The following is a 24162-nucleotide window of genomic DNA, read 5'->3' as shown; positions in this document are numbered from 1 at the left end:
ATGCCGACATTGGTGATGCTTGGCTCGGTGAAGATCCAGATATTCGCCGACGATCATCACCCGCCGCATTTCCATGCCTCTTCACCAGACCACGACATCCTCATCGCCATATCCGACTTCCAGATCGTGGCGGGGCAGATGCGGGCACGGGATTTGCGGGCGGTGCTCACATGGGCAGCGGACAATAGGCAGAGACTTCAGGATGAATGGACCAGACTTAACCGACGTTGACGATGATGACATCATAGGCTTCGAAAAGCCGCTCCCGCGCATCCGGTCAGCCACGCCGCTAGACGCGCGGCGGGTGGAGATCGTCTGGGCTGGCGGTGACAGCGAGATCGTTGATCTGACACCGGCCTTGGCCAGCAATCCGATCTTTCTCAGGCTCAGGACCGACACCGCGCTGTTTGCGACACTGCGCGTGAGCAGCTACGGCAGCGCGCTGGAATGGGACGACGGCTCGGAATTGACGGCCCATTGGATTCGCCGGCTTGGCCCGGCCACCATCGACAACACGGCTTTTCGAAATGCCATGGCGGATCTTGGCATGAGCCTCGACGGAATGGCGGCCGCGCTCGAAATCTCACGCCGCCTCGTTGCGGACTACCGCAAGGACAAGCCGATCCCCCGCCACATCGCACTCGCCACCAAATATCTTGTCGAGCACGCGGATCTTTAGGAAGCCGCCCCTTCCCTCACCGTCAAAATTTTCGCAATGTGACAATCGGGGGGCATGAAAGGGACAGACATGTACGAATACGCCATCGTCTGGGAATGGCTGACCTTTGCCGTGCGCTGGCTTCACGTGATCACCGCCATCGCCTGGATCGGCTCCTCCTTCTATTTTATCGCGCTCGATCTCGGGCTGGTCAAGCGGCCGCACCTGCCGGTCGGGGCCTATGGCGAGGAATGGCAGGTTCATGGCGGCGGCTTCTACCATGTCCAGAAATATCTTGTCGCACCGGCCACGATGCCGGAACACCTGACCTGGTTCAAATGGGAGGCCTACACCACCTGGCTCTCCGGCTTCGTCCTGCTCTGTCTGGTCTACTATGGCGGCGCCGATCTGTTCCTGGTCGATCGCCACGTCCTCGACGTCTCCTCCACGACCGCGATCCTCCTGTCGCTCGCCTCCCTCGGCATCGGCTGGATCTTCTACGACCTCTTGTGCAAGTCACCGCTCGGCAAGAACACCTGGACGCTGATGGGCCTGCTCTATGTCGCGCTGGTCGCCATGGCCTGGGGCTACACGCAGATCTTCACCGGCCGTGCCGCCTTCCTGCATCTCGGCGCCTTCACGGCCACCATCATGTCGGCCAACGTCTTCTTCATCATCATGCCCAACCAGCGCATCGTGGTGGCGGATCTTATCGCCGGGCGCACGCCGGACCCGAAATACGGCGCGATCGCCAAGCAGCGCTCGCTGCACAACAACTACCTGACGCTGCCCGTCATCTTCTTCATGCTGTCGAACCACTATCCACTGGCCTTCGCCACGGCCTATAGCTGGATCATCGCGGCGCTCGTCTTCCTCATGGGCGTCACCATCCGCCACTGGTTCAACACCACCCATGCACGGAAGGGCAGACCGACATGGACATGGCTTGTCACGGTCCTCCTCTTCATCCTCATCATGTGGCTCTCGACGGCACCGAAGCTGCCGGGCTCTGCAGGAGGAACCGCCGCCGTCTCCCCCGCCTTTGCCCACTTTGCCGAAAACGCGCATTTCCCTGCGGTGCGCGACACGGTCTCGACCCGCTGCTCCATGTGCCACGCGGCCGAACCGGTCTATGAAGGGCTGGTCCGCCCGCCAAAGGGCGTGGTGCTCGAAAATGACGGCGAGATCGCGGCCCATGCCCGCGAGATCTACCTCCAGGCCGGCCGCAGCCATGCCATGCCGCCCGGCAACCTGACCGACATGACGGCCGACGAACGCGCGCTGATCGCCGCCTGGTTCGAAAGCGCCGCGGGAACCGCAACACGATGACCTCAATGCTTCTTCGCGGCCGAACCCTGACGTTCCGCCGCCGCCCCGTGTCGATGGACGACACGCAGGCCTACCTCTACGAGACCGACGGCGCCCTGCTGTTGCGGGACGGCCTGATCGTCGCCAGCGGGTCCTACGATGCGGTGCGCGCGCAGGCGCCGGACGATGTCGTCGAGATCGACCATCGGCCGCACCTCATCCTGCCCGGCTTCATCGACACCCACGTCCATTTTCCCCAGATGCAGGTCATCGGCTCCTATGCCGCCAATCTGCTGGAATGGCTGAACACCTACACATTTCCCGAGGAATGCCGCTTCGTGGAAACGGCGCATGCCGCGCGCATTGCCGTCCATTTCTTCGACGAGATGATCCGCCACGGCACGACGACGGCGGTCGCCTACTGCTCTGTCCACAAGGCCTCGGCCGACGCATTCTTCACGGAAGCCATGAAGCGCGATATGCGCATGATCGCCGGCAAGGTGATGATGGACCGCAACGCACCGCAGGGCCTGCTCGACACGCCCCAAGTCGGCTATGACGAGACGCGGGCAGTCATCGCCGAATGGCACGGCAAGGGCCGCAATCACGTCGCCATCACCCCCCGCTTCGCCATCACCTCGACACCGGAACAGATGTCGGCCGCGCAGACGCTCGCAGCCGAGTTCCCGGACCTGCACATCCAGACGCATCTCTCGGAAAACCGCGACGAGATCGACTACACGCTTTCGCTTTATCCCGATGCCGCCGACTACACCGATGTCTATGCGAGCTACGGTCTCATGGGTCCCAAATCCCTGTTCGGCCACGCCATCCATCTGTCGGAGCGCGAGCGGGACGTGATGAGCGAGACCGGCTCGGTCGCGGTGCACTGCCCCACCTCCAACCTCTTCCTCGGCTCCGGCCTGTTTCCGCTGAAGGAACTGGCGCGGCGGGAAAAGCCGGTGCGAATCTCCGTCGCCTCCGATATCGGTGGCGGATCGAGCTATTCCATGCTGCGCACCATGGACGAGGCCTACAAGATCCAGCAATTGCTGGGCGAGCGGCTGAACCCGTTCGAGAGCTACTACTATCTGACGCTCGGCAATGCCGAGGCGCTCACCCTGTCCGACCGGATCGGCACGCTGGAACCGGGAACCGACGCCGATCTGATCGTGCTCGACATGGCGGCGACGCCGGCCATGGCGCTGAAGGCCGAGGTCGTGGCCTCGCTTTCCGACGAACTCTTCCTCCTGCAGACCATGGGCGACGACCGGGCCGTGGTGGAGACCTATGTCGCCGGCCGGGCCGCAAAAACCACTTTGAGATAACTGGTCAATAAAATTGACCAGTTGCACGCCTGACGCTTAACGCCCGGCTTTCGGCATGCTAGGACGAAGGCAACACCTCTTGCGGAGCCGCCCATGCCGTCCCTCGAAATCAGCGATCTGAAAGCTTTGGCGAAACGCCGCGTACCAAAAATGTTCTTCGACTATGCCGATAGCGGCGCCTGGACCGAGGGCACCTATCGCGCCAATGAGACGGACTATCAGAAGATCAAGCTGCGCCAGCGGGTGCTGGTCGACATGACCAACCGGTCGCTCGCCACCACCATGATCGGGCAAAAGGTCTCGATGCCGGTGGCGCTTTCGCCGACCGGGCTCACCGGCATGCAGCATGCCGATGGCGAGATGCTGGCGGCGCAGGCGGCGGAAGAGTTCGGCGTGCCCTTCACCCTGTCGACCATGAGCATCTGCTCGATCGAGGACGTCGCCTCGGTCACGACCAAACCGTTCTGGTTCCAGCTCTACGTCATGAAGGACCGCGATTTCGTCCGCAATCTCATCGATCGCGCCAAGGCTGCAAAGTGCTCGGCGCTGGTGCTGACGCTCGACCTGCAGATCCTCGGGCAGCGACACAAGGACCTGCGCAACGGTCTCTCCGCGCCGCCGAAGTTCACGCCCAAGCACATCTGGCAGATGGCGACGCGGCCCAGCTGGTGCCTGAAAATGTTGAAGACCCAGCGGCGCGGCTTCGGCAACATCGTCGGCCATGCCAAGAACGTCTCGGACCTCTCTTCCCTGTCGGCCTGGACGGCGGAGCAGTTCGACCCGAAACTCTCCTGGGACGACGTCGCCTGGATCAAGCAGCTCTGGGGCGGCCCGCTGATCCTCAAGGGCATCCTCGATCCGGAAGATGCCCGCATGGCAGCGAAGACCGGCGCGGATGCGATCATCGTCTCCAATCATGGCGGACGCCAGCTGGACGGCGCCGCATCCTCGATCGCCATGCTGCCCCGCATCGTCGATGCGGTCGGCGGCGACATAGAGATCCATATCGATGGCGGCATCCGTTCCGGGCAGGATATCCTGAAGGCTGTGGCGCTCGGCGCACAGGGAACCTATATCGGCCGCCCGTTCCTCTACGGGCTCGGCGCCGGCGGCAAGACCGGCGTGCTGCTGGCGCTCGAAATCCTGCGCAAGGAGCTCGACATCACCATGGCGCTCTGCGGCAAGCGCGACATTCTGGATGTCGACAGCAATATTCTCGACGTCTGAAGCCGGTCAGCTTCCCCGGTAGGTCGAGTAGCTGAAGGGCGAGAGCAGCAGCGGCACGTGATAATGCGCTGCGGGGTCGGCAATCCCGAAGCGCAGCGGGATCATGTCGAGAAAGGGCGGATCGGACAGCGCCGTGCCGCTCGCCTTCAGATAGTCGCCGGCGTGAAAGACGAGCTCATAGGTCCCGCGCACGAGCGCATCGCCTTCGAGAAGCGGCGCGTCCACCCGCCCGTCGCTGTTCGTCGCGACGATCTTCAGAAGCGTGCGCCCCTCACCCTCGATGTGGAACAGCGCGATCTGCAAACCGGCCGCGGGACGGCCGAGCGCCGTGTCGAGAACATGCGTTGTCAGGCGGCCGGTGGCGGACATGATGACCTCTTTTCGATGAACCCGACGGGACCGTTCCCGCAGGGCCTGAGACTATGGTTTCCAAATGAACGAGATCAGCCCTCAGATATCGACGAGGCCGCGATCGTGAACGGCGTTTCGAAGAAGACCTCTTCCAGATTGGGCTCGCGCCCCTCGCGATCGACCACGAGGAAATCGCTGACGGCACCGACGGCGACCAGGGGATGATGCCAGACGTTCCGGCCATATTGCACGCCCTGACGGCCCGAACAGGCAAAGACCCGGGGACGACCGGGCCGGCCATCCTCGTCCTCCGCCGCGACAGCAAGCCAGGAGCGGTTGTCGAGCGGAACGAAACTCTGGGAGCCCCACGGGTGCCGCTCCATCATATCCACCACATAGGGAAACAGCCGGGGCTGTCCGCGAAAGATGCTGATGATCACGCGGGCATCCTCACCGGCCGCCTCCGTCGTGCTCAAGGCATGAAACCGCTCCGTCGTCCCGCCATTGATGAGCCGCATCGTTGCGGGATCGGCCTCGATGACGCTGCCGAACGGCGCGAAGGCTTCCGCCGTCAGCGGTTCGATGGGCAGAACCAGACCGCTCATGCACCCGATCCAGACGCAGGCGCCGATCCAGGCCCAGATCCAGGCCCCGATCCGGGAAGAAGCGCGTCCAGCCGCAGCCGGGCGATCGTCTCGACCTCGGCCGTGGCGGTCGCGAACTCCTCGTCCGGCGTGTTGTCCAGCCGTGCCTCGAAGGCCGCGAGAATGTCGTCCTTCGTCTTTCCGCGCACCGCGATAATGAAAGGGAAGCCGAACTTGTCGGTATAGATCGCATTGCAGGTGGTGAAGCGGGCGTGCTCGTCCGGCGTCAGCCGATCGAGACCGGCCGAGGCCTGTTCCGCCTTGCTGTCGGCGGTCAGCCCGCCGGCGATCGCCAGCCGTCCGGCGAGATCGGGATGGGCGCGCAGCACCTGCAGTCGCTTTTCCGGCAATGCGGCCCGAAACGCCCGGACCATGGCCGCATGCACGGTGGCGGCCGTCAGTGGCCCCTCCGCCAGACCGTCGAGCGCGTCCTCGGCGACCCATTGCGAATGCTCGAAAATCCCGCCGAACCGGGCAATAAACGCCTGCCCGTCCGCGCTGTCTCTGGAGATGCTCACAGGCCGCCCTCCGGCTTGTGGTGCGCATGCCAGTGATGCGCGATATCGATCCGCTTGGCGATCCAGACCTTGTCCTTCGACAGCACGTAATCGACGAAGCGCGCCAACGCCGCCGCCCGTCCGGGCCGCCCGACGAGACGGCAGTGGAGGCCGATATTCATCATCTTCGGGCTGCCATTGGCACCCTCCTCGTAGAGCACGTCAAACGTATCCTTCAGATAGGTAAAGAACTGGTCGCCGGAATTGAAACCCTGCGGCGTGGCGAACCGCATGTCATTGGCATCCAGCGTGTAGGGAATGATGAGATGCGGCGTCTCCGGCGTCTTGCCCGGCACCCAGTAGGGCAGCTCGTCGGCATAGCTGTCGGAGGAATAGAGGAAGCCGCCCTCCTCGATGACGAGCTTCAGGGTGTTGTCCGAAGGCTTGCCCTGATAGAGCCCGAGCGGGTGCGAGCCGGTCAGCTCCGTGTGCAGGCGCACGGCGTCCCGTATATGGCGGCGCTCCTCCTCCTCGGTGAAGTCCTTGTATTCGAGCCACCGATAGCCGTGGCTGGCGATTTCCCAATCGGCTTCCTTCATGGCGGCGACGGCGTCGGGATTGCGGGCCATCGCCAGCGTCACACCATAGACCGTGACCGGCACGTTGCGGCTGGTAAACAGGCGCCACAGCCGCCAGAATCCGGCGCGCGACCCATATTCGTAGATGGATTCCATGTTGAGGTTACGCTGCCCCGGCCAGGGCTGGGCGCCGACGATCTCCGACAGCAGCGACTCGGAGGCCTTCTCGCCATCCATGATCGTGCTCTCGCCACCTTCTTCATAGTTGACGACGAACTGAACGGCGATCCGGGCCGCGCCGGGCCAGTGAACCTCGGGCAGGTGACGGCCATAGCCGACGAGATCGCGCGGTGTCGAAAAATCCATGTCGTACCCTCTTTGTCGCCAAACGGTACCATCCGAAACGGGAAAGTCGAGGCATAAAGATCGATATCGACAGGCGAAACGAGGCGGTCGTCGCGCCCTGCACGCTGCGGACGCGGCGCGGCTCTTTCCTTTACGCGCCGGCCTTTACGCGCCGGTGGTCAGCCGCCGCATGGCCTTGGCCATCTGCACTTCCCGCGCGGGCGTCGCCGCCGATGTCGTGGGGTCGGAAGGTGCGGCGAAGCGCGCCGTCGGCTTGTGGGCCGAGAGCTTGCCGAGGGGATGCTGGGAATGGACGCGCAACGGCGCCCCCGCGCCCGGTTCGATGAACAAAGCAAGGCTTGCGACCTTCACCGGCTGCGCGAGCGCCGCGGCGAACTGCATCCGCAACGGCCCTTCCATCTTCTGGCGCATCGCGGCCGTCATCGGTCCGGTCAGCATCATGTGAAAGCGGTATTCGTCCATGACGAAGGGATCGCCCCAGCGATGCAGGTTGGAAAACTGCGGCGCCGTCAGCTTGTCGGCGTTCAGACGCGCGATGTCCCCATCGGTGAAGGGCGCCCGGAACTCGTCGAAGGCCTGAACGACCCGCGCCGCCAGATGCGTCAGCGGTTCGCACGGGACGCGCGGGCTGAGCCCGAACGCGCTGCCGAGCCAGGAGACTTCGAGATCGGGGATTTCGAACGGGCCGATCTCGCCGGCAAACCGCATCATCGCCTTCAGCAGCGCCGATTCGGTTCTGTCCCCGGCCAGATGAAACGGCGCCTTGATCGATCCGTGAAAGCCGTAGCGCCGGGGAACGGCGGTGTAATACGCCATGTCCTGCGCAGAGCATCCTGCGACCGACAGTTGTTCGCAAAGATCGCCGGAATAGACGTTGCGCCCCAGCCAGTCGGCGGCAGCCACGGAAAGCGGATCGTGGATCGGCGGAGTGAAGCAGATGGCGTAGCGCATGGCAAACCTCGGTTTACCCCCTGCGCTACGTGATTTGCATGACAGCCTGACGAAGCCGGCCTCTGTCACGGCGCGAAATCCAGGGAACCCGAGCGCCGTCCAAACGTTTATCGAGCATCAAGCCAGAAGAGGAGACGGAACGTGACCTATCACAACCCCAATCTGAATGACGGCAGCCTCAATATGCCGGGTGACAGCTCTAAACTTCAGGATGCCAGCATCGTGGAGACTCACGACCTGATCGCAAGCGACAAGGTCGAAGGCACACGCGTCTACGGTGCCGATGGCGAGCGGATCGGTTCGATCGAGCGACTGATCATCGGAAAGCGCAACGGCCAGGTCGCCTATGCCGTTCTCGGCTTTGGCGGCTTCCTCGGCATCGGCGAGGATCACTATCCGATCCCGTGGACGAAGCTGAGCTATGATGAAGCTTTGGGCGGCTATCGCACGGAATTGACGCGCGAGCAGGTCCAGAAGGCGCCGAAATATCGCAGCGACGACGAATATGCGTGGAACCGCGAAAACGGCCGCCAGGTCTACGATTATTACGGCGTGCCGCCTTACTGGATGTAGGTTTCACATACGGACGACAGATGCGGGGCGCGCCGGACGGCAGCGCCCCTTTTTCATGGGCTCAGATTTTCGACGGGTCGGCGATGACCTCCGCGAGGTCCTTATATTCTTCGCAGTCCGTGCCGCAGATCGACTTGATGGTGTCGAGCTGGGCACGCGCGAGATCGATCTGACCCTTCACCACATAGGCCTCGCCCAGATATTCCCGAACCTTCGCGTAGTTCGGGTCCTTGTCGACCGACTTGAGATAGTAGCCGATGCCCTCGTCGGTCTTTCCGAGCTTGCGCGTTGCATAGCCGCGATAGTTCAGAACTTCGGCCGTCTCCTGATCCTTGACCGTATCCAGAACCTCCAGCGCCTCGGCATAGCGCTCCGCCTTGGCAAGCGCATAGGCATAATCCGCCTTGTTCTCGTCCGTCAGATTGGAGCCCTGCTGCTTGACGCATTTCTTGGTCTTCTGGTCGTAGACCTCGCCCTTCTTGCAGACGGGCGTGCTCGGGCTGTCATCCCCCGCTGCAAGGGCCGGCGACAGGAAAAGGCCCGAAGCGAGGCAAGCGCCGGCAACGAGGGACAGGACGTGTTTGGACATCGACATGGGATCCTCCAGGCTGACGGATAGGTCATCCGCAACTGTCGAATATTCTTACAGACGCAGGCAGATCGCGGCAAGCCGCGAGATCAGGCGCGTGATGGCGCGCCGAGGTGGTTTTCGCATCGGAACGATGCGGGAAGCGTCATCGCCCCTTCAGGATCCGTCGGCCGTCCGCCGAGGCCCTCCACCACGGCCCGCGCCAAGCGATGGGCGATGCCGAAACTGATCTTGAAGCCGCCGGTCATCAGGTGCAGGCGCGGATGATCCGGATGCACGCCGGCCATCGGGTCCCGCCCGACCGCGCGCGGACGCAGCCCCGCCCAGCGCTCGAGGATCGGCGCACCGGCGAGCGCCGGAACCAGTGTCTCCGCCTTTGCGAGAAGACCGTCGAGCCGCTGGTCCGTCGCGAGCGGGTCGGCATACTCTACCTCGCTGGTGCTGCCGATCGCCACGCCGCCCGCGTCATGCGCGATGACATAGACGCCGTCCGAATAGAGGATCGGCAGGCCCGGATCGAGATCGACCGCAAGCCGCGCCGCCTGTCCCTTGACGCCGGTGCCGCTCGCCGGCCTCGGCGCTCCGCCCACAACCTTCGGCAGACCGTCGATCATCGGAAAACTGTCGACGCCTGCGGCCAGCACGATATGCCCTGCATGAACGACGCTGCCGTCGGACAAAACCACCTGCCCGCGCTGCGGATCGATGCCGCGCACGGCGCATTGCTCCCGGATCGTCACGCCGCGCATCGTTGCGAGCGTCGCCGTCAGAAGTCGCAGCAGGCCGCGCGGCGAGACGCGGGCCGCAAGCCCGTCGAAGACAGCGCCTTCGGCAACGGCATCCGGGGAGAACAGGCCGTCCGGTGCGGCATCGAGCACACGCCAGGGAAAGCCGCCGCTCCCGCTTTGCCAGTTGATATCGGCGTCGCCCACCTGCCGCAGCGCGATCGCCCGCAAATGCGGCTTTGCCAGCGGAATGAGCCGGCCCGTCCGCCTGTATCCCGCGGAAAGCCCGGTCTGCGCCTCCATCGCGCGGATCTCGTGCTCCAGCGACACCAGCGCATCCAACTGGAACTGCTTCTTGTCGTTCCACCTGTCGGGCATGTGCGGCATCAACGCGCCGAGCAGGCCGCCGCTCGCGCCCGCCCCGATCGTCGTGCGCTCCACGAGAAGCACCTCGAGCCCCGCGCGGGCGGCGTAAAGCGCCGTCCAGAGACCCATGATGCCCCCGCCGATGACGACCAGATCCGTCTTCCCATCCGCCATCGATTGACCTTGCCCGCCGGGCTTATTATCGCTTGTCCATGACCGAGAGCCGCCCGACCACCCCTGCCGACGCTGAAACGCCGAGCCGCCAGACGCTCAGCTGGCACACCGGCGATATGCCGTATTCGGTGGAATTTGACGACCATTTTTATTGCCGCACGGACGGACGGCTGGAATGTGGCCATGTCTTCCTGGACGGCAACGGCCTGCCCGGGCGCTGGCAGGATGCGCAGACGTTTACGATCGGCGAACTCGGCTTCGGCACCGGGCTCAATCTCTGCGAGACCTGGCGCCGGTGGAAGCTGGCCGCAAAGCCACCCGGCGCCCGTCTCGCCTTCTCCTCCTTCGAGCGCTTTCCGATGCAGGCGTCCGACATCGCCCGCGCGCTCTCCGCCTGGTCCGAGATCGAGGAGGAACGCGAGGCGCTGGTCGCGGCATGGCCGGAGGCTCTCGCAGGCACGGTCCGTCTCGATCTTGCAGACGACGTCACGCTCACCATCGTCTGCGGACCGGCCTTGGAGACGGTGATACGCGCGCCCGCGGTCTTCGACGCCTGGTATCTCGATGGCTTCGCGCCCTCGCGCAACCCGGACATGTGGTCTGTAGAGCTGATGGCGGCGGTCCACGACCGCACGGCCATCGGCGGAACCTTCGCCACCTATGCCGCGGCCGGTTTCGTGCGACGCAACCTGCAGGCCGCGGGTTTCCGGGTCGAACGTCATCCGGGCTTTGCCGGCAAGCGGGAAATGCTGCGCGGCACGCGTCCTCCCGCACCCTCAGAAGCCGTGTGAAACCGACGTGCCTTTCGCACATGCGAAAAGACGTCTTGACTTTTTGGCTGCAAACAACGACATGAGGGCCAGCGTCACCTTCCGGCCGCCGCGTGAGCGAGCCAAGCGGATTTTGTCAATCCGTCGCGAAGGCTAAGCGCACCTATGAGACCGTGCCACATTCGGCACCCGCAGCGCAGACAGCTTTTTCAACCCACCAAGATCCCATCTCACGCGGGGTTCTTGAAACCAGATGACCCGGAACCGCAGAAAGCGTTGTTTCCGGTCCCTGTCGTTTGGCGCCCCGAAAGGCATACCTTTGACCGATTTTACTTCCCTTGGCCTCTCCGAGCAGATGGTAGCGAACCTTACACTGGAAGGTTTCACCAAGCCGACGCCGATTCAGGCCGAAGCGATCCCGCTCGTCATGGCAGGCCATGACCTCATCGGCCTCGCACAGACCGGCACCGGCAAGACCGCTGCCTTCGGCCTGCCGATGATCGAGCGCATGCTCGCCGACGGCAAGCGCGCCGACCCGCGCAACGTCCGCGCGCTGATCCTGGCACCCACCCGCGAACTGGTGAACCAGATCGCCGCCAACCTGAAGGTCTTCGTCAAGAAGAGCCCGCTGCGGATCGGCCTCGTCGTCGGTGGCGCCTCCATCAACAAGCAGACCCAGCAGCTGGAACGCGGCGTCGAAATCCTCGTCGCCACCCCCGGCCGCCTGCTCGACCTTCTCAACCGCAAGGCCGTGACGCTGACCACCGCGCGCTACCTCGTGCTCGACGAAGCCGACCAGATGCTGGACCTCGGCTTCATCCACGACCTGCGCAAGATTTCCAAGCTCGTCCCGAAGAACCGCCAGACCCTGCTGTTCTCGGCCACGATGCCGAAGGCGATCGCCGATCTCGCAGGCGACTACCTGACCGATCCGAAGCGCGTCGAAGTCGCGACCGCCGGCAAGGCTGCCGACAAGATCGAGCAGTTCGTGCATTTCGTGAACGGCAAGGACGGCAAGGTCACGCTGCTGAAGCAGTCGCTGACCGCAAACCCCGACGGCCGCGCCATCGTCTTCTCGCGCACCAAGCATGGCGCCGAAAAGCTGATGAAGCACCTGGAGTCGGTCGGCTATTCCGCAGCCTCCATTCACGGCAACAAGAGCCAGGGCCAGCGCGAGCGCGCCCTGAAGTCCTTCCGTGACGGCGAGATCAAGGTTCTGGTTGCCACCGACGTCGCCGCCCGCGGCATCGACATCCCCGGCATCACCCACGTCTACAACTACGATCTGCCGGAAGTCGCCGAAGCCTATGTTCACCGCATCGGCCGGACCGCCCGTGCGGGCCGCGACGGCATCGCCATCGCCTTCTGCGCACCGGACGAAGCCCGCCTGCTGCGCGACATCGAAAAGCTGATGGGCATGACCATCACGGTCGCCAGCGGCGAAGCACCGGCGCACATCTCCCGCGCACCGGCCCCCCGCAATGCGCGTGGCAATGGTGGCCGCGGCAGCAACAATGAAGGCCGCAACGGCCAGGGACGCGGCGAAAACCGCGGTGGCCAGGGTCGTGGTGAGAACCGCGGCGGCGAGAACAACCGCCCGGCCCGCGTGGCACAGGCCCCGAGCCCGTTTGCAGGCGACGATCTTCTGGCCGGCGACGACAATGCGCAGCGCCGCGAACACCGCAAGGGCCAGGGCCCGGCCGCACAGGCCGCCCATCAGGCAGCCCTTGCCAAGCGCAACGGCAACCGCAATGGCCGTCCGGGCGGCGCACCCCGCACCTCCAGCCGCGGCCCTCGCCCGGCAGCCGGCAGCCCGGGCGCACAGGCCGCCCAGCGCCGCGAAGGTTCGCGCCGCGAAGAAGCATAAGACAGACGGACATCTGAAGATTGGAAAACGGCGGGACGGAAGTTCCGCCGTTTTCCTTTGTGCCGTCCGGCACGCGTCAGGGCTATCCGCTCATTCGATAAGCAGGTGCGAAGATATTGAGCGAATTCCCTCGGCAAGGCCGGGAGGTCGCCTTGTCATTCCCCCTGCGAAAGCCATCTTCTTGCCCAAGGGGACAGCCGGAACGGGTGAAAATTTCTTTCCGGCTGAAACGAGCATGCTTCTTGCATTGCCGAAGCGCTTGTAATCAAATGGCTTAAAAAGGGGACCAGGCCGTTGGCATTCGATGAAATGATGAATGCGGACAACACTCCGCGACCGCCTTACGCAACATACAACGAATGGTATGCCAGCCAGGACAGAGCCCGCCTGATCGCCAAGTCGAAAGAGGCCGAGAACATCTTTCGCAAGACCGGCATCACGTTTGCCGTCTACGGGCATGCCGACAGCGCCGAGAAGCTCATCCCCTTCGATCTCATTCCGCGCATCATCTCCGCACGGGAATGGCGCCGCCTGGCGCAGGGCATCGAGCAGCGCGTGCTGGCGCTCAATGCCTTTCTGGACGACATCTACCACAAGCAGGAAATCATCAAGGCGGGTCGCATTCCGCGTGAACTGATCGAGAAGAACGATGCCTTCCTGCCGCAGATGGTCGGCATGCGTCCGCCGGGTGGGGTCTATACGCACATCGTCGGCACCGACATCGTGCGCACCGGCGAGGACCAGTTCTACGTTCTCGAGGACAATGCCCGCACCCCCTCCGGCGTGAGCTACATGCTCGAAAACCGCGAGACGATGATGCAGATGTTCCCCGAGCTGTTCTATCAGAACCGCGTCCAGCCGGTGGAGAACTACCCCTATCTGCTGCGCCACTCTCTGGCCGCCGTCGCCCCTCCCGGCTGCGAGGGCAAACCGCGCGTCGCCGTGCTGACGCCCGGCATCTACAATTCCGCCTATTACGAGCATGCCTTCCTGGCCGACATGATGGGCGTCGAGCTGGTCGAAGGCTCGGACCTGCGCGTCATCGACGGCAAGGTGCGCATGCGCACCACCCGCGGTTACGAGGCGATCGATGTGCTCTACCGCCGTGTGGACGACGACTATCTCGATCCGCTGACCTTCAAGCCGGAATCCGCCCTCGGCATTCCCGGCATCATGGATGTCTACCGCGCCGGCAACATCACCATCGCCAATGCGCCGGGCACCGGCATCTGCGACGACAAGGCGATCTATTCCTACATGCCGGAGATCGTGGAGTTCTACACCGGCCGCAAGGCACTGCTTGAGAACGTGCCGACCTGGCGCTGTTCGGAGCCCGACAGCCTGAAATATGTGCTGGAAAACCTTGCCGACCTCGTCGTGAAAGAGGTCCACGGCTCCGGCGGCTACGGCATGCTCGTCGGCCCGACGGCCTCCAAGAAGGAACGGGCGCTGTTTGCCGACAAGCTGAAGGCGCGCCCGAGCAACTACATCGCGCAGCCGACTCTCTCCCTCTCGACCGTTCCGATCATGGTCAACAAGGGCATCGCGCCGCGCCATGTCGACCTCAGGCCGTATGTGCTGGTGTCCGACAAGGTGCAGATCATTCCCGGCGGCTTGACCCGCGTGGCCCTCAAGGCCGGCTCTCTGGTGGTGAATTCCAGCCAGGGCGGCGGCACGAAGGACACCTGGGTACTGGAGGACTGATCGGCATGCTCGGAAGAACAGCAAACGGCCTATACTGGATGTTCCGCTATATCGAGCGGGCAGAAAACAGCGCCCGCCTGGTGGATGCCGGACTGCGCATGTCGCTCACCCGCTCGCATCTCGGCGAAGACAATTGGGAAAGCGTGCTCCAGAGTTCGGGCGTCATGGACATCTACGAGCAGCGCTACGAGAGCGCGACGAGCGCGGACGCCGTCGATTTCCTGCTGCGCGAGACCACCAACCCGTCGAGCGTGCTCTCCTGCATCGAGACCGCCCGCAGCAATGCCCGCATGGTGCGCACCGCACTGACGCGCGAGACCTGGGAAGCGGTCAACGAGTGTTATCTCGACCTCAAATCCATGCTCGCCCGCCGCGTGAAGGCCGCCGATCTGCCGGAGGTCATCGACGCGATCAAGCGCAAGACGGGTCTCATCCGCGGTGCCTTCCACGGCACGATGCTGCGCAACGACCTCTTCAACTTCTCGCGCATCGGCACCTTCATCGAGCGTGCCGACAACACCGCCCGCATTCTCGACGTGAAATACTATGTCCTGCTGCCGGCCGTGTCGCAGGTCGGCACGGCAATCGACAATGTCCAGTGGGAATCGATCCTGCGCTCGGTGTCGGCCCATCGCAGCTATGGCTGGGTCTACGAGGCGGAATACAAGGCGGCCAACATCGCCGACTTCCTGATCCTCAACGGCCGCATGCCGCGCTCGCTCGCCTATTGCTACGACAAGATCAACAGCAATCTCGGCTATCTCGAGCGGGAATATGGCGAGCGGCACAGCGCGCACGACACGTCCGAGACCACGCTGAAATCGCTGCGGAACTGCTCGATCAAGGACGTGATGGATCAGGGCCTGCACGAGTATATCGAGACGTTCATCACCCAGAACAATCGTCTGAGCCAGGAAATTTCCGACGGCTACAGGTTCTATTGAACAAGGACACATCCGGCGTATGCGACTGAAAATCACCCACACGACCGAATACAGCTATGCGGAGCCGGTCAGCTACTCGCTGCAGCGGCTCCGTCTCACGCCCTTCTCCCAGCCGGGACAGACCGTCCTGAACTGGGAGACCTCGGTCGAAGGTGCCAAGGTGGAGGTCGGCTACGAGGATCATTTCGCCAACCGCGTGACCCTCGTCAGCGTCATGGGCGACCAGATCCGCATGCGCATCGTGGCGACCGGCGAGGTCGAGACGCAGGATCGCGCCGGCGTGTTCGGGCCTCATCAGTCCTACATCCCGCTCTGGCTCTTCCAGCGCGACACGCCGCTGACCAAGCGGACGAAGCAGATCCGCGATCTCGCCAAGTCGCAAGGCGGCGATGGTGTGCTGGCACAGATGCACGATCTCATGGGCGCGATCCATGAGGCCGTGACCTTCGAACCGGGATCCACAGGCACGGAGACGACAGCGGACGAAGCCCTCACGCGCGGCATCGGCGTCTGCCAAGATCACGCCCACATCTTCATCGCCAGCGCCCGCTCGCTCGGCCTGCCCGCCCGCTACGTCTCCGGCTACCTGATGATGGACGACCGCACCGAGCAGAGCGCCACGCATGCCTGGGCCGAAGCCCACCTCCCCGGTCTCGGCTGGGTCGGTTTCGACGCTGCCAACGACGTCTGCCCCGACGAGCGCTACGTCCGCATCGCCACCGGCCTCGACTACCGCGACGCCGCCCCCATCTCCGGCCTCGTCCACGGTGCCGCGAATGAAACGCTGACGGTGGCCCTGACGGTGGAGCAGCAGGGGCAAAGCCAGAGCCAGAGCTGACTCGAAGAGGCGTCGATGACCCTTGGAAGCCCGGGTTGACCCGCTGTCGATGCGGTGTGGCGAAGCGCTAGCCGGATGACGTTCAGAGTTGGGCCGGAGTTGTCGAGAGATATCCGGTCGCGCTACAGGCGAGAATTGCTTCATCCGCGGTCATGAGCGGAAGCTTGTGACATCTAGCCGTGGCGACGATCATCCTGTCAGCCGGGTCCGCACGAAAGCTCCCGGGCAGGCTGACACTTTCGACGGCGATCCGACCGCTCAGCGGCGCGATCTCAATGCCCGGCAAAGCCGTTACCTGGTTCATCCAGCTGCTGGCATCCATGCCGAGCAGCAGACGTCCTTTCGCGACCAGCATCGCGATCTCCCACAGGCTGATCGCAGCAACGAGAACAGGTCCCTCTGCTGTCGCAGCGTCGAGAAGCGTCCTTGCCCTGCGTTTCAGTCTGGGATCATCCTGAACGGCCCAAACGAGGACGTGGGTATCCACCACCATTAAGACTGCGCGTTCCAGTCTCCGGCCCCCGAGACCGGGCCGAAGGAATCATCGAAGTCGTAACCGGCGCTCCTCAGAGCACCAATCAAGCTGGGACGCCGCTTTGGGTGAGAGAGCGGGGTCATCATCGCAACCGGTTCGCCGCCCTTGGTGACGATCACAGGCTCCCCGTCGTCCCTCATGCGGTCGATGATCGTCATGCACGTTGCTTCAAATTCTACAGCACCAACACGTCGAACGCTCATGGCCTACCTCCGGAACATGCAAAAAGATAGGCTGTTGGCGGAAGTGGCACAAGACCTCTACAGCACTCCCACCGTCACCACCTGTTCGGCGCCCACCACCAGCCGGTTGCGCAACGGCAACCCGAACCCCTCGGCCTCCATCTCGAACAGATCGCCCGCCTGCGTCCGCACGCCATCTCCGAACGACAGCGTTGCCGTGCCGAACATGTGCACATGGACATCGCCGGGCGTGCGGAAGAGGGCGTATTTGAAGTGGTGATGTTCGAGATTGGCGAAGCTGTGGGACATGTTGGCTTCGCCGGAGAGAAAGGGTTTTTCCCACAGGACGGCGCCGTTGCGCAGGATGCGGGAGGTGCCGCGGATGTCGGACGGAGCGTTGCCGATGCGGATCTCCGGACCGACGCTGGCGGGGCGCAGCTTCGAATGGGCGAGGAAGAGATAGTTGACGCGCTCGGTGACATGGTCCGAGAACTCGTTGGCGACGGCAAAGCCGAGCCGGAAAGGCTGGCCGTTCTCGGCGATGACGTAGATGCCGGCCATTTCGGGCTCTTCCCCGCCATCGGCGGCGAAGGACGGCGAGACGAGATCGCCGCCGGGCGCGGCAAGCTGCAGGCCGTTGCCCTTGTAGAACCATTCCGGCTGCACGCCCGTTTCGCCCGGCTTCGGCTTGCCGCCTTCGAGACCCATCCGGAACATTTTCATCGAGTCCGTCATATCGGCCTCGTCCTTTGCCGACGCATGCATCGCGTCGCGCGTGGCAGCCGAGCCGAGATGGGTGAGGCCCGTGCCGGTGAGGTGGAGATGGGCCGGATCGGGATGGGTGATCGGTGGCAGGAAGCGGCCCTCTGCAGAGGCTGCCTGGAGATCGACGACACCGGCCACGCCCCGCGCCGTCACGATATCGGCGAGCGTCCGCCCGGAATTGGCGGCTTCGAGCGCCAGCGCGTAGGCGCTCCGCGCGCCGCGCACGGCACGCCCCGGCTCTCCCTCTTCGCGAATGGCGACCGTGATCGAACCGTCTTCATTGCGGATCTGCGACATCAGCATGGTGTTGTCCTCCCTCTCTCGAACGCAAACGCCGCCATCTGATCCTGTCAGACGGCGGCGTGATCTCGAACGACGTGAGCGTTCCCTCTCGGGAAACGATCAGCCCTTGTTCTTGTTGTAGACGTCGAAGAACACGGCGGCGAGCAGGACCAGGCCCTTGACGAGCTGCTGGTAGTCGATGCCGAGACCCATGATCGACATGCCGTTGTTCATGACGCCCATGATGAACGCGCCGATGACCGCACCGGTGATCTTGCCGACGCCGCCCGAAGCCGATGCGCCGCCGATAAAGCAGGCGGCGATGACGTCGAGCTCGAAGCCGACGCCGGCCTTCGGCGTTGCCGAGTTGAGGCGGGCCGCGATGATCATGCCGGCAAGCGCTGCGAGAACGCCCATGTTGACGAAGGTCAGGAAGGTCAGGCGTTCGGTGTTGATGCCCGAGAGCTTGGCAGCCTTCTCGTTACCGCCCATGGCGTAGATGCGACGGCCGATGGTCGAACGCGTGGTGATGAAGGTGTAGAGCGCGATCAGGAGCGCCATGACGATCAGCACGTTCGGGAAGCCGCGATAGGTCGACAGCTGGAAGCCGAGGAAGATCGCGACGGCACCGATGATGGCCATCTGGATGGCGAAGAACACGAAAGGCTCGTTCTCCGTGCCGTGCTTGTCGTTGCTCTTGCGCTCCTTGAGGCCGGAATAGACGGCGAGACCGACGAGGACGATCACGGCAATCAGCGCGAAGAGGTTGGTGACGATCGCCGGGTTCGGATTGGCAAACCAGAGCAGGTCCGGCACGAAACCGGTCGACAGGATCTGGAATTCCTTGGGGAACGGGCCGATCGGGCGGTTCTGGAGAATGAGGTAGGTCAGGCCGCGGAAAACGAGCATGCCGGCCAGCGTCACGATGAAGGACGGGATCTTCTGATAGGCGACCCAGTAGCCCTGCGCCGCGCCGACGAGACCGCCGAGAACGAGGCAGAGCGGCACCACGAGCGAATAGTGAATGCCCCATTTCACCATCATGACGGCCGACAGGCCACCGGTAAAGGCGACGATCGACCCGACCGACAGGTCGATATGGCCGGCGACGATGATGAGCAGCATGCCCAGCGCCATGATGACGATGAACGAGTTCTGCAGGATCAGGTTGGTGATGTTGACGGGGCGGAAGAGCACGCCGCCGGTGACGAACTGGAAGAACAGCATGATGACGACGAGCGCGACCAGGAGGCCGTATTCGCGGATGTTGGCTTTCAGATAGGCGCCGACGGACGGCTTTGCTGCTGGTGCGCTGGTTTCAAGGACCATTAGTGCTTCTCCCCGGAGCGCATGATGGCTCGCATGATGGATTCCTGGCTGGCTTCACCCTTGGGGAGTTCCGCGACGATGCGACCTTCGTTCATAACGTAGATGCGGTCGCAGGTTCCCAGGAGCTCGGGCATCTCGGACGAGATCATGAGAATGCCTTTGCCCTCGGCAGCCAGCTGATTGATGATGGAATAGATTTCGTATTTCGCACCGACGTCGATGCCGCGTGTCGGCTCGTCGAGGATGAGGATTTGCGGATTGGTGAAGAGCCACTTGGACAGCACGACCTTCTGCTGGTTGCCGCCCGAAAGGTTCACCGTTTCCTGGTAGATCGAATGCGAGCGGATGCGCAGGCGCTTGCGGTAGTCGGTGGCGACCTCGCGCTCGCGGTGCCCGTCGATCACGCCGCCCTTGGCCACGGCCGGCAGGTTGGCGAGCGTCGTATTGTGCATGATGTTGTTGTTCAGCACGAGACCGAGATGCTTGCGGTCCTCGGTGACATAGGCCAGCCCCGCCTCGATCGCCTTCTGGATCGTGCTGACATCGACCGGCTTGCCGTGCATCATCACATCGCCGGTGATCTTGTGGCCCCAGGAACGGCCGAAGATGCTCATGGCCGTCTCGGTGCGTCCGGCGCCCATCAGGCCTGCGATGCCGACGACCTCGCCGGCGCGAACCGTGAAGTTCACGTCATGCAGGAACTGCCGGTCGCGGTGGTGCTGGTGGTAGACGTTCCAGTTCTTCACTTCCAGCAGCGTGCTGCCGATCTTCGGATCGCGCGGCGGATAGCGGTCGTCCATGTCGCGCCCGACCATGCCCTTGATGATCCGGTCTTCGCCGATATCCTCATTGTGGCAGTCGAGGGTTTCGACCGTGCCGCCATCGCGCAGGATGGTGATCTTGTCGGCAACCGTCTTGATCTCGTTCAGCTTGTGCGAAATGATGATCGAGGTCATGCCCTGCTTGCGGAATTCCATCAGCAGATGAAGGAGGGCGGCCGAATCCGTCTCGTTGAGCGACGCTGTCGGCTCGTCGAGGATCAGCAGGCGCACCTTCTTCGAGAGGGCCTTGGCGATTTCCACCAGCTGCTGCTTGCCGACGCCGATATCGGTGATCAGCGTTGCGGGCGATTCCTTCAGGCCGACCTTGGCGAGAAGCTCGCGCGTGCGGGCAAATGTTTCCTTCCAATCGATGACACCCTTGGACGCCACCTCGTTGCCGAGGAAGATGTTTTCCCCGATCGAGAGCAGCGGAACGAGCGCCAGTTCCTGGTGAATGATGATGATTCCGAGATGCTCGCTGTCCGAAATGTCCTTGAACTGGCGGACCGAGCCGTCGAAAACGATGTCCCCGTCATAGCTGCCGGCGGGATAGACGCCGCTCAGCACCTTCATCAGGGTCGATTTGCCGGCACCGTTCTCGCCCACGAGCGCGTGGATTTCGCCCTCGCGAACCTTGAGATTGACGTCGTCGAGCGCTTTCACGCCGGGAAACGTCTTGGTGATGCCCCGCATTTCGAGAATGTAATTGTCCATGTCAGGCGTTCCAGTGGCCGTCCGTCTTGCGATGAGGTGGGACGGGCCGAGGGTCAGGCTCCTCATATGCCAAAAGGGTCCGCGACTGGTATCGCGGACCCCATGATAGCGTGATCGCTTAGTTGTCGATCTGCTCGGCGGTGTAGTAACCGGCGCCGACCAGGACGTCCTTGGCGTTCGTCTTGTCGACGGCAACCGGCTTCAGCAGGTAGGCAGGAACGACCTTGACGCCGTTGTCGTAGGTCTTGGTGTCGTTGATCTGGGGCTCCTTGCCGCTGATCACGGCATCGACCATGCCAACTGTAACCTTGGCCAGTTCGCGCGTATCCTTGAAGATCGTCGAGTACTGTTCGCCAGCCATGATCGACTTGACCGAAGGCAGTTCGGCATCCTGGCCGGTGACGATCGGCATCGGCATGTCGCCGGAGCCGTAGCCAACGCCCTTCAGGGCCGAGATGATGCCGATCGAGAGACCGTCATAGGGGGAGAGAACGCCATCGACCTTTGCGTCGGTGTAGGTCGAGGACAGCAGGTTTTCCATGCGGGCCTGTGCAACGGCACCGTCCCAACGCAGCGTGCCGACCTGTTCCATGCCCATCTGGCCGGACTTGACGACGATCTTCTTGGCATCGATCAGCGGCTGGAGAACCGACATGGCGCCGTCGTAGAAGAAGAAGGCGTTGTTGTCGTCCGGCGAACCGCCGAACAGTTCGACGTTCTTCGGCTCGGTTGCGCCGTCGAGCTTCAGGCCGTTGACGAGCGTCGTTGCCTGGAGAACGCCGACCTGGAAGTTGTCGAACGTCGCGTAGTAGTCGACATTGCCGCTGTCGCGGATCAGGCGGTCATAGGCGATGACCTTGACGCCGGCTTCGTGGGCCTTGGCGAGAATGTCGGAGAGCGTCGTGCCGTCGATGGCGCCGATGACGAGAACCTTGGCACCCTTGGTGACCATGTTCTCGATCTGGGCGAGCTGGTTCGGAATGTCGTCGTCGGCAAACTGCAGGTCGGCGGTGTAGCCGGCTTCCTTGAACAGCTTTTCCATGGTCTCGCCGTCCGAGATCCAGCGCGTCGAGGTCTTCGTCGGCATGGAAATGCCAACGGTGCCCTTGTCCTGCGCGAACGCCGGGAAGGCGAAGGACGCGACGCCGATGGCGGCAGCGGCCAGAAGTGATGTTACCAGTTTCATACGGTCTCTCCCTGGAGTGTTGACCGCGCCGGCCTGGAGCCGTCGCGATATGTGCAGCGCTGGACGCACCCGAGAATCGATCCCGAGTTGGGAGGGCAAATGGATGAAGAAATCCCCCCGGCTTTAACCTCCGCAAGCGCCGGCGCACATCGCCGCAAACTGGAATCAAACTCCATAACTGTCAAATACAATATTCGATCACTCCCATAATTTTTTTGGTATAATAAATGAAAAGAATGTGATTTTTAACGGCGTGGGGAGCTGGGGGAGTCACGTCACATGGAAGACACGGAAAATCAAGGACTTGTGCCTTTCGGCGCGTCCGCGCGCAATGTTTTCAAGTCCGGGCTGAAGCTCGTGCATCTGCACCTCATCCTCGCCATCGAGGACAGGGGCCAGATCAGCGCGGCGGCCGAGGCTTTGGGGATCTCGCAGCCGGCGGCATCGCGCATGCTCGGAGACATCGAATCGATCCTGCGGGCGCCGCTCTGCGAGCGCGTGGCCCGGGGCGTCGAACTCACGCCCTATGGCAAGGCGCTCGCCCGCCGTGCCCGCACGATCTTTCTCGAACTGCGCGAAACCGCGCGCGAGATCGGCGAACTGAAGACCGGTCGCGGCGGTTCGGTGTCGCTCGGCTCGGTCACGGGCCCTGCCCTGCATCTTGCCGTGCCGGCCATGCACCAGGTGACGACCGCTTATCCCGGCATCGAGATCAGCATCCAGATCGAGAACAGCAACGTCCTCATCCGCGAGCTCATGGCCGCCCGGCACGACTTCGTCATCGGCCGCATTCCCGACGATATCGATCCCCGCCAGTTCGATCTCGTGGAGATCGGATCCGAGGATGTCTGCCTGATCGTTCGCGAAGGGCATCCCCTGCTCGAAAAGCCCGTCATCGTGCATGAGGATCTGCCGGGCCACGACTGGGTTTTCCAGCCGGCGGGAACGCTGCTGCGCCGCGCCGTCGAGGATAGCTTTCTCGCCAGCGGCGTGCCGCTGCCGACCACGACGATCAACACCTCCTCGATCATCCTCACGCTCTCCATCGTGCGCAACACCAATGCGATCGCGCCCGTTGCCCGGGATGTGGCCGAGCTGGTGGCGAGCAACGGCACGTCGATCGGCGAGATCCGCGTCCTGCCGATCGATTTCGCCATCACCATCCGCCCCTACAGCCTCATCACGCCGCGCGGTCGCGAACTTCCCCCCAGCGCCAAGCTGCTGCACGACCTGATCCTCCAGGAGGCCAAGGCCTGACAGGCGACCCCGTGTCCAACATGGACAGGCTTGCGCAATCCTGTCGTGCTTGGGTTGAGCCGAGGACAGCCGTGCCCCCACGGCGACGCCAGGGCTTTTCCGGGGAGACGGCCATGTTCGGCAAATCGCTCTTCCAGTCCGTGCTCGAGCGGATCGAAGAGGAAAATCCGCGGGACGAGATCGAGGTCGCGACGCGCGCCGGCATTTCAGGCCTCAACACGGGCCTTGCCTTTTCCTGGGAACCCGCAGCCGCCGGCGACGCCGTGCGGCAGGCCTATGCCGAGATGGAAGAAGCCCCGGGCCCGACGCCCGAACCCGAGCCGCTGCCCGAAATCCCCGAGCCCCGCGCCCCCGAACCTCCGCCGCGAGCGCGGCCCGTTCATCTCGACCGGATGTCCCCCGCCGAGGTGGCCGAGGACCTTGAAATATCGAATGCCGACACGCCGACGACGCTCGCCGAGAAGCGCCGGGCCTTCGCCATCCGCAATCATCCGGATCGCCACGCGCCGGAAGACAGCGAGGCGGCGACCACACGCATGACGATCGCCAATATGCTGGTGGACGAGGCCTTGCGCCGGCTGAAGCGCGGCCTTCCGATCGGCATGACGGTGCCCCGCCCGAGATAGCGAACGC

Annotated in this window: 26 protein-coding genes; 13 read left to right on the top strand and 13 right to left on the bottom strand. The window is 63.5% G+C overall.

What is annotated here, in order from left to right:
* The 5 genes from C8J36_RS01475 (at nucleotide 1) to C8J36_RS01455 (ending at nucleotide 4521) form a co-directional block, all read left to right on the top strand.
* Nucleotides 1-231, top strand: coding sequence for a DUF4160 domain-containing protein (locus C8J36_RS01475; protein WP_132531845.1), 231 nt, complete (start codon nucleotides 1-3; stop codon nucleotides 229-231).
* Nucleotides 203-679 (top strand): DUF2442 domain-containing protein, encoded by a 477-nt coding sequence (locus C8J36_RS01470; protein ID WP_132531842.1) that lies wholly within the window; start codon nucleotides 203-205, stop codon nucleotides 677-679. The genes C8J36_RS01475 and C8J36_RS01470 overlap by 29 nt, the downstream gene beginning before the upstream one ends.
* A 69-nt stretch (nucleotides 680-748) precedes the next feature.
* The gene (locus C8J36_RS01465) at nucleotides 749-1987 is read left to right on the top strand and encodes a urate hydroxylase PuuD (RefSeq protein ID WP_132532965.1); all 1239 of its coding nucleotides are present in this window, start codon (nucleotides 749-751) and stop codon (nucleotides 1985-1987) included.
* Nucleotides 1984-3294, top strand: coding sequence for a guanine deaminase (gene guaD / locus C8J36_RS01460; RefSeq protein ID WP_132531839.1), 1311 nt, complete (start codon nucleotides 1984-1986; stop codon nucleotides 3292-3294). The genes C8J36_RS01465 and guaD overlap by 4 nt, the downstream gene beginning before the upstream one ends.
* A 93-nt stretch (nucleotides 3295-3387) precedes the next feature.
* Entirely contained in the window at nucleotides 3388-4521 is a 1134-nt protein-coding gene (locus C8J36_RS01455) for an alpha-hydroxy acid oxidase (RefSeq protein WP_132531836.1), read from the top strand.
* Nucleotides 4522-4527: 6 nt separating this feature from the next.
* Here C8J36_RS01455 and uraH read toward each other — a convergent pair whose 3' ends face one another.
* From uraH to C8J36_RS01430, 5 genes are all read right to left on the bottom strand, one after another.
* The gene (uraH, locus tag C8J36_RS01450) at nucleotides 4528-4890 is read right to left on the bottom strand and encodes a hydroxyisourate hydrolase (protein ID WP_132531833.1); all 363 of its coding nucleotides are present in this window, start codon (nucleotides 4888-4890) and stop codon (nucleotides 4528-4530) included.
* Nucleotides 4891-4964: 74 nt separating this feature from the next.
* Complete coding sequence (locus C8J36_RS01445; RefSeq protein WP_132531830.1) at nucleotides 4965-5477, bottom strand: ureidoglycolate lyase; 513 nt, start codon at nucleotides 5475-5477, stop codon at nucleotides 4965-4967.
* A complete protein-coding gene (gene uraD, locus C8J36_RS01440) occupies nucleotides 5474-6034 on the bottom strand; it encodes a 2-oxo-4-hydroxy-4-carboxy-5-ureidoimidazoline decarboxylase (RefSeq protein ID WP_245506421.1) in 561 nt (186 codons plus the stop codon). The genes C8J36_RS01445 and uraD overlap by 4 nt, the downstream gene beginning before the upstream one ends.
* Nucleotides 6031-6957: an allantoinase PuuE gene (gene puuE / locus C8J36_RS01435; protein ID WP_132531827.1), complete on the bottom strand. Its 927-nt coding sequence runs from the start codon at nucleotides 6955-6957 to the stop codon at nucleotides 6031-6033. The genes uraD and puuE overlap by 4 nt, the downstream gene beginning before the upstream one ends.
* A 144-nt stretch (nucleotides 6958-7101) precedes the next feature.
* Entirely contained in the window at nucleotides 7102-7908 is an 807-nt protein-coding gene (locus C8J36_RS01430; protein WP_132531824.1) for a DUF1045 domain-containing protein, read from the bottom strand.
* Between the two features lie 183 nt (nucleotides 7909-8091).
* Between C8J36_RS01430 and C8J36_RS01425 the strand changes: the two genes are divergently transcribed.
* Complete coding sequence (locus C8J36_RS01425; RefSeq protein ID WP_062593298.1) at nucleotides 8092-8481, top strand: PRC-barrel domain-containing protein; 390 nt, start codon at nucleotides 8092-8094, stop codon at nucleotides 8479-8481.
* A 61-nt stretch (nucleotides 8482-8542) separates the two neighbouring features.
* Here the strand turns inward: C8J36_RS01425 and C8J36_RS01420 are convergent, their stop codons facing one another.
* Together C8J36_RS01420 and C8J36_RS01415 are read right to left on the bottom strand one after the other, a co-directional pair.
* Nucleotides 8543-9076, bottom strand: a complete 534-nt coding sequence (locus tag C8J36_RS01420; protein WP_132531821.1) for a tetratricopeptide repeat protein — start codon at nucleotides 9074-9076, stop codon at nucleotides 8543-8545.
* A gap of 83 nt (nucleotides 9077-9159) precedes the next feature.
* Nucleotides 9160-10335, bottom strand: a complete 1176-nt coding sequence (locus C8J36_RS01415) for an FAD-binding oxidoreductase (RefSeq protein ID WP_132531818.1) — start codon at nucleotides 10333-10335, stop codon at nucleotides 9160-9162.
* A gap of 38 nt (nucleotides 10336-10373) precedes the next feature.
* Between C8J36_RS01415 and mnmD the strand changes: the two genes are divergently transcribed.
* The 5 genes from mnmD to C8J36_RS01390 all read left to right on the top strand — a co-directional run bounded on the left by mnmD (nucleotide 10374) and on the right by C8J36_RS01390 (nucleotide 16458).
* On the top strand, nucleotides 10374-11126 hold the full coding sequence (mnmD, locus tag C8J36_RS01410) for a tRNA (5-methylaminomethyl-2-thiouridine)(34)-methyltransferase MnmD (protein ID WP_132531815.1): 753 nt from the start codon (nucleotides 10374-10376) through the stop codon (nucleotides 11124-11126).
* A gap of 298 nt (nucleotides 11127-11424) precedes the next feature.
* Nucleotides 11425-12972 carry a DEAD/DEAH box helicase gene (locus C8J36_RS01405; RefSeq protein ID WP_082476827.1) on the top strand — a complete coding sequence of 516 codons (1548 nt, stop codon included), beginning with the start codon at nucleotides 11425-11427 and terminating at the stop codon, nucleotides 12970-12972.
* Between the two features lie 309 nt (nucleotides 12973-13281).
* Entirely contained in the window at nucleotides 13282-14676 is a 1395-nt protein-coding gene (locus tag C8J36_RS01400) for a circularly permuted type 2 ATP-grasp protein (protein WP_165914947.1), read from the top strand.
* Nucleotides 14677-14681: 5 nt separating this feature from the next.
* Nucleotides 14682-15620, top strand: a complete 939-nt coding sequence (locus C8J36_RS01395; protein WP_132531806.1) for an alpha-E domain-containing protein — start codon at nucleotides 14682-14684, stop codon at nucleotides 15618-15620.
* A 19-nt stretch (nucleotides 15621-15639) separates the two neighbouring features.
* Nucleotides 15640-16458 (top strand): transglutaminase family protein, encoded by an 819-nt coding sequence (locus C8J36_RS01390; RefSeq protein WP_132531803.1) that lies wholly within the window; start codon nucleotides 15640-15642, stop codon nucleotides 16456-16458.
* Between the two features lie 82 nt (nucleotides 16459-16540).
* Here C8J36_RS01390 and C8J36_RS01385 read toward each other — a convergent pair whose 3' ends face one another.
* The 6 genes from C8J36_RS01385 to chvE form a co-directional block, all read right to left on the bottom strand.
* Entirely contained in the window at nucleotides 16541-16951 is a 411-nt protein-coding gene (locus C8J36_RS01385) for a type II toxin-antitoxin system VapC family toxin (RefSeq protein WP_132531800.1), read from the bottom strand.
* On the bottom strand, nucleotides 16951-17151 hold the full coding sequence (locus C8J36_RS01380) for a type II toxin-antitoxin system Phd/YefM family antitoxin (RefSeq protein WP_062592090.1): 201 nt from the start codon (nucleotides 17149-17151) through the stop codon (nucleotides 16951-16953). Before C8J36_RS01380 ends, C8J36_RS01385 begins: the two co-directional genes overlap by 1 nt.
* Nucleotides 17152-17253: 102 nt before the next feature.
* Entirely contained in the window at nucleotides 17254-18243 is a 990-nt protein-coding gene (gene araD1, locus C8J36_RS01375; protein ID WP_132531794.1) for an AraD1 family protein, read from the bottom strand.
* Between the two features lie 99 nt (nucleotides 18244-18342).
* Nucleotides 18343-19551 carry a multiple monosaccharide ABC transporter permease gene (gene mmsB / locus C8J36_RS01370; protein ID WP_062592086.1) on the bottom strand — a complete coding sequence of 403 codons (1209 nt, stop codon included), beginning with the start codon at nucleotides 19549-19551 and terminating at the stop codon, nucleotides 18343-18345.
* Nucleotides 19551-21086 (bottom strand): multiple monosaccharide ABC transporter ATP-binding protein, encoded by a 1536-nt coding sequence (mmsA, locus tag C8J36_RS01365; RefSeq protein ID WP_132531791.1) that lies wholly within the window; start codon nucleotides 21084-21086, stop codon nucleotides 19551-19553. The genes mmsB and mmsA overlap by 1 nt, the downstream gene beginning before the upstream one ends.
* A gap of 118 nt (nucleotides 21087-21204) precedes the next feature.
* Nucleotides 21205-22272, bottom strand: coding sequence for a multiple monosaccharide ABC transporter substrate-binding protein (gene chvE / locus C8J36_RS01360; RefSeq protein WP_062592082.1), 1068 nt, complete (start codon nucleotides 22270-22272; stop codon nucleotides 21205-21207).
* 279 nt (nucleotides 22273-22551) lie between these two features.
* Here chvE and C8J36_RS01355 point away from each other — a divergent pair, with 279 nt between their 5' ends.
* A complete protein-coding gene (locus C8J36_RS01355; RefSeq protein WP_062592080.1) occupies nucleotides 22552-23529 on the top strand; it encodes a LysR family transcriptional regulator in 978 nt (325 codons plus the stop codon).
* A 113-nt stretch (nucleotides 23530-23642) separates the two neighbouring features.
* Nucleotides 23643-24155 carry a hypothetical protein gene (locus C8J36_RS01350; RefSeq protein ID WP_132531788.1) on the top strand — a complete coding sequence of 171 codons (513 nt, stop codon included), beginning with the start codon at nucleotides 23643-23645 and terminating at the stop codon, nucleotides 24153-24155.
* The last annotated feature ends 7 nt before the right edge of the window (nucleotides 24156-24162 follow it).

Origin of the sequence: Rhizobium sp. PP-F2F-G48 (assembly GCF_004342335.1) — a bacterium.
Classification (GTDB): Bacteria; Pseudomonadota; Alphaproteobacteria; order Rhizobiales; family Rhizobiaceae; genus Ferranicluibacter.
This window is presented reverse-complemented; position numbering and strand designations above follow the sequence as displayed.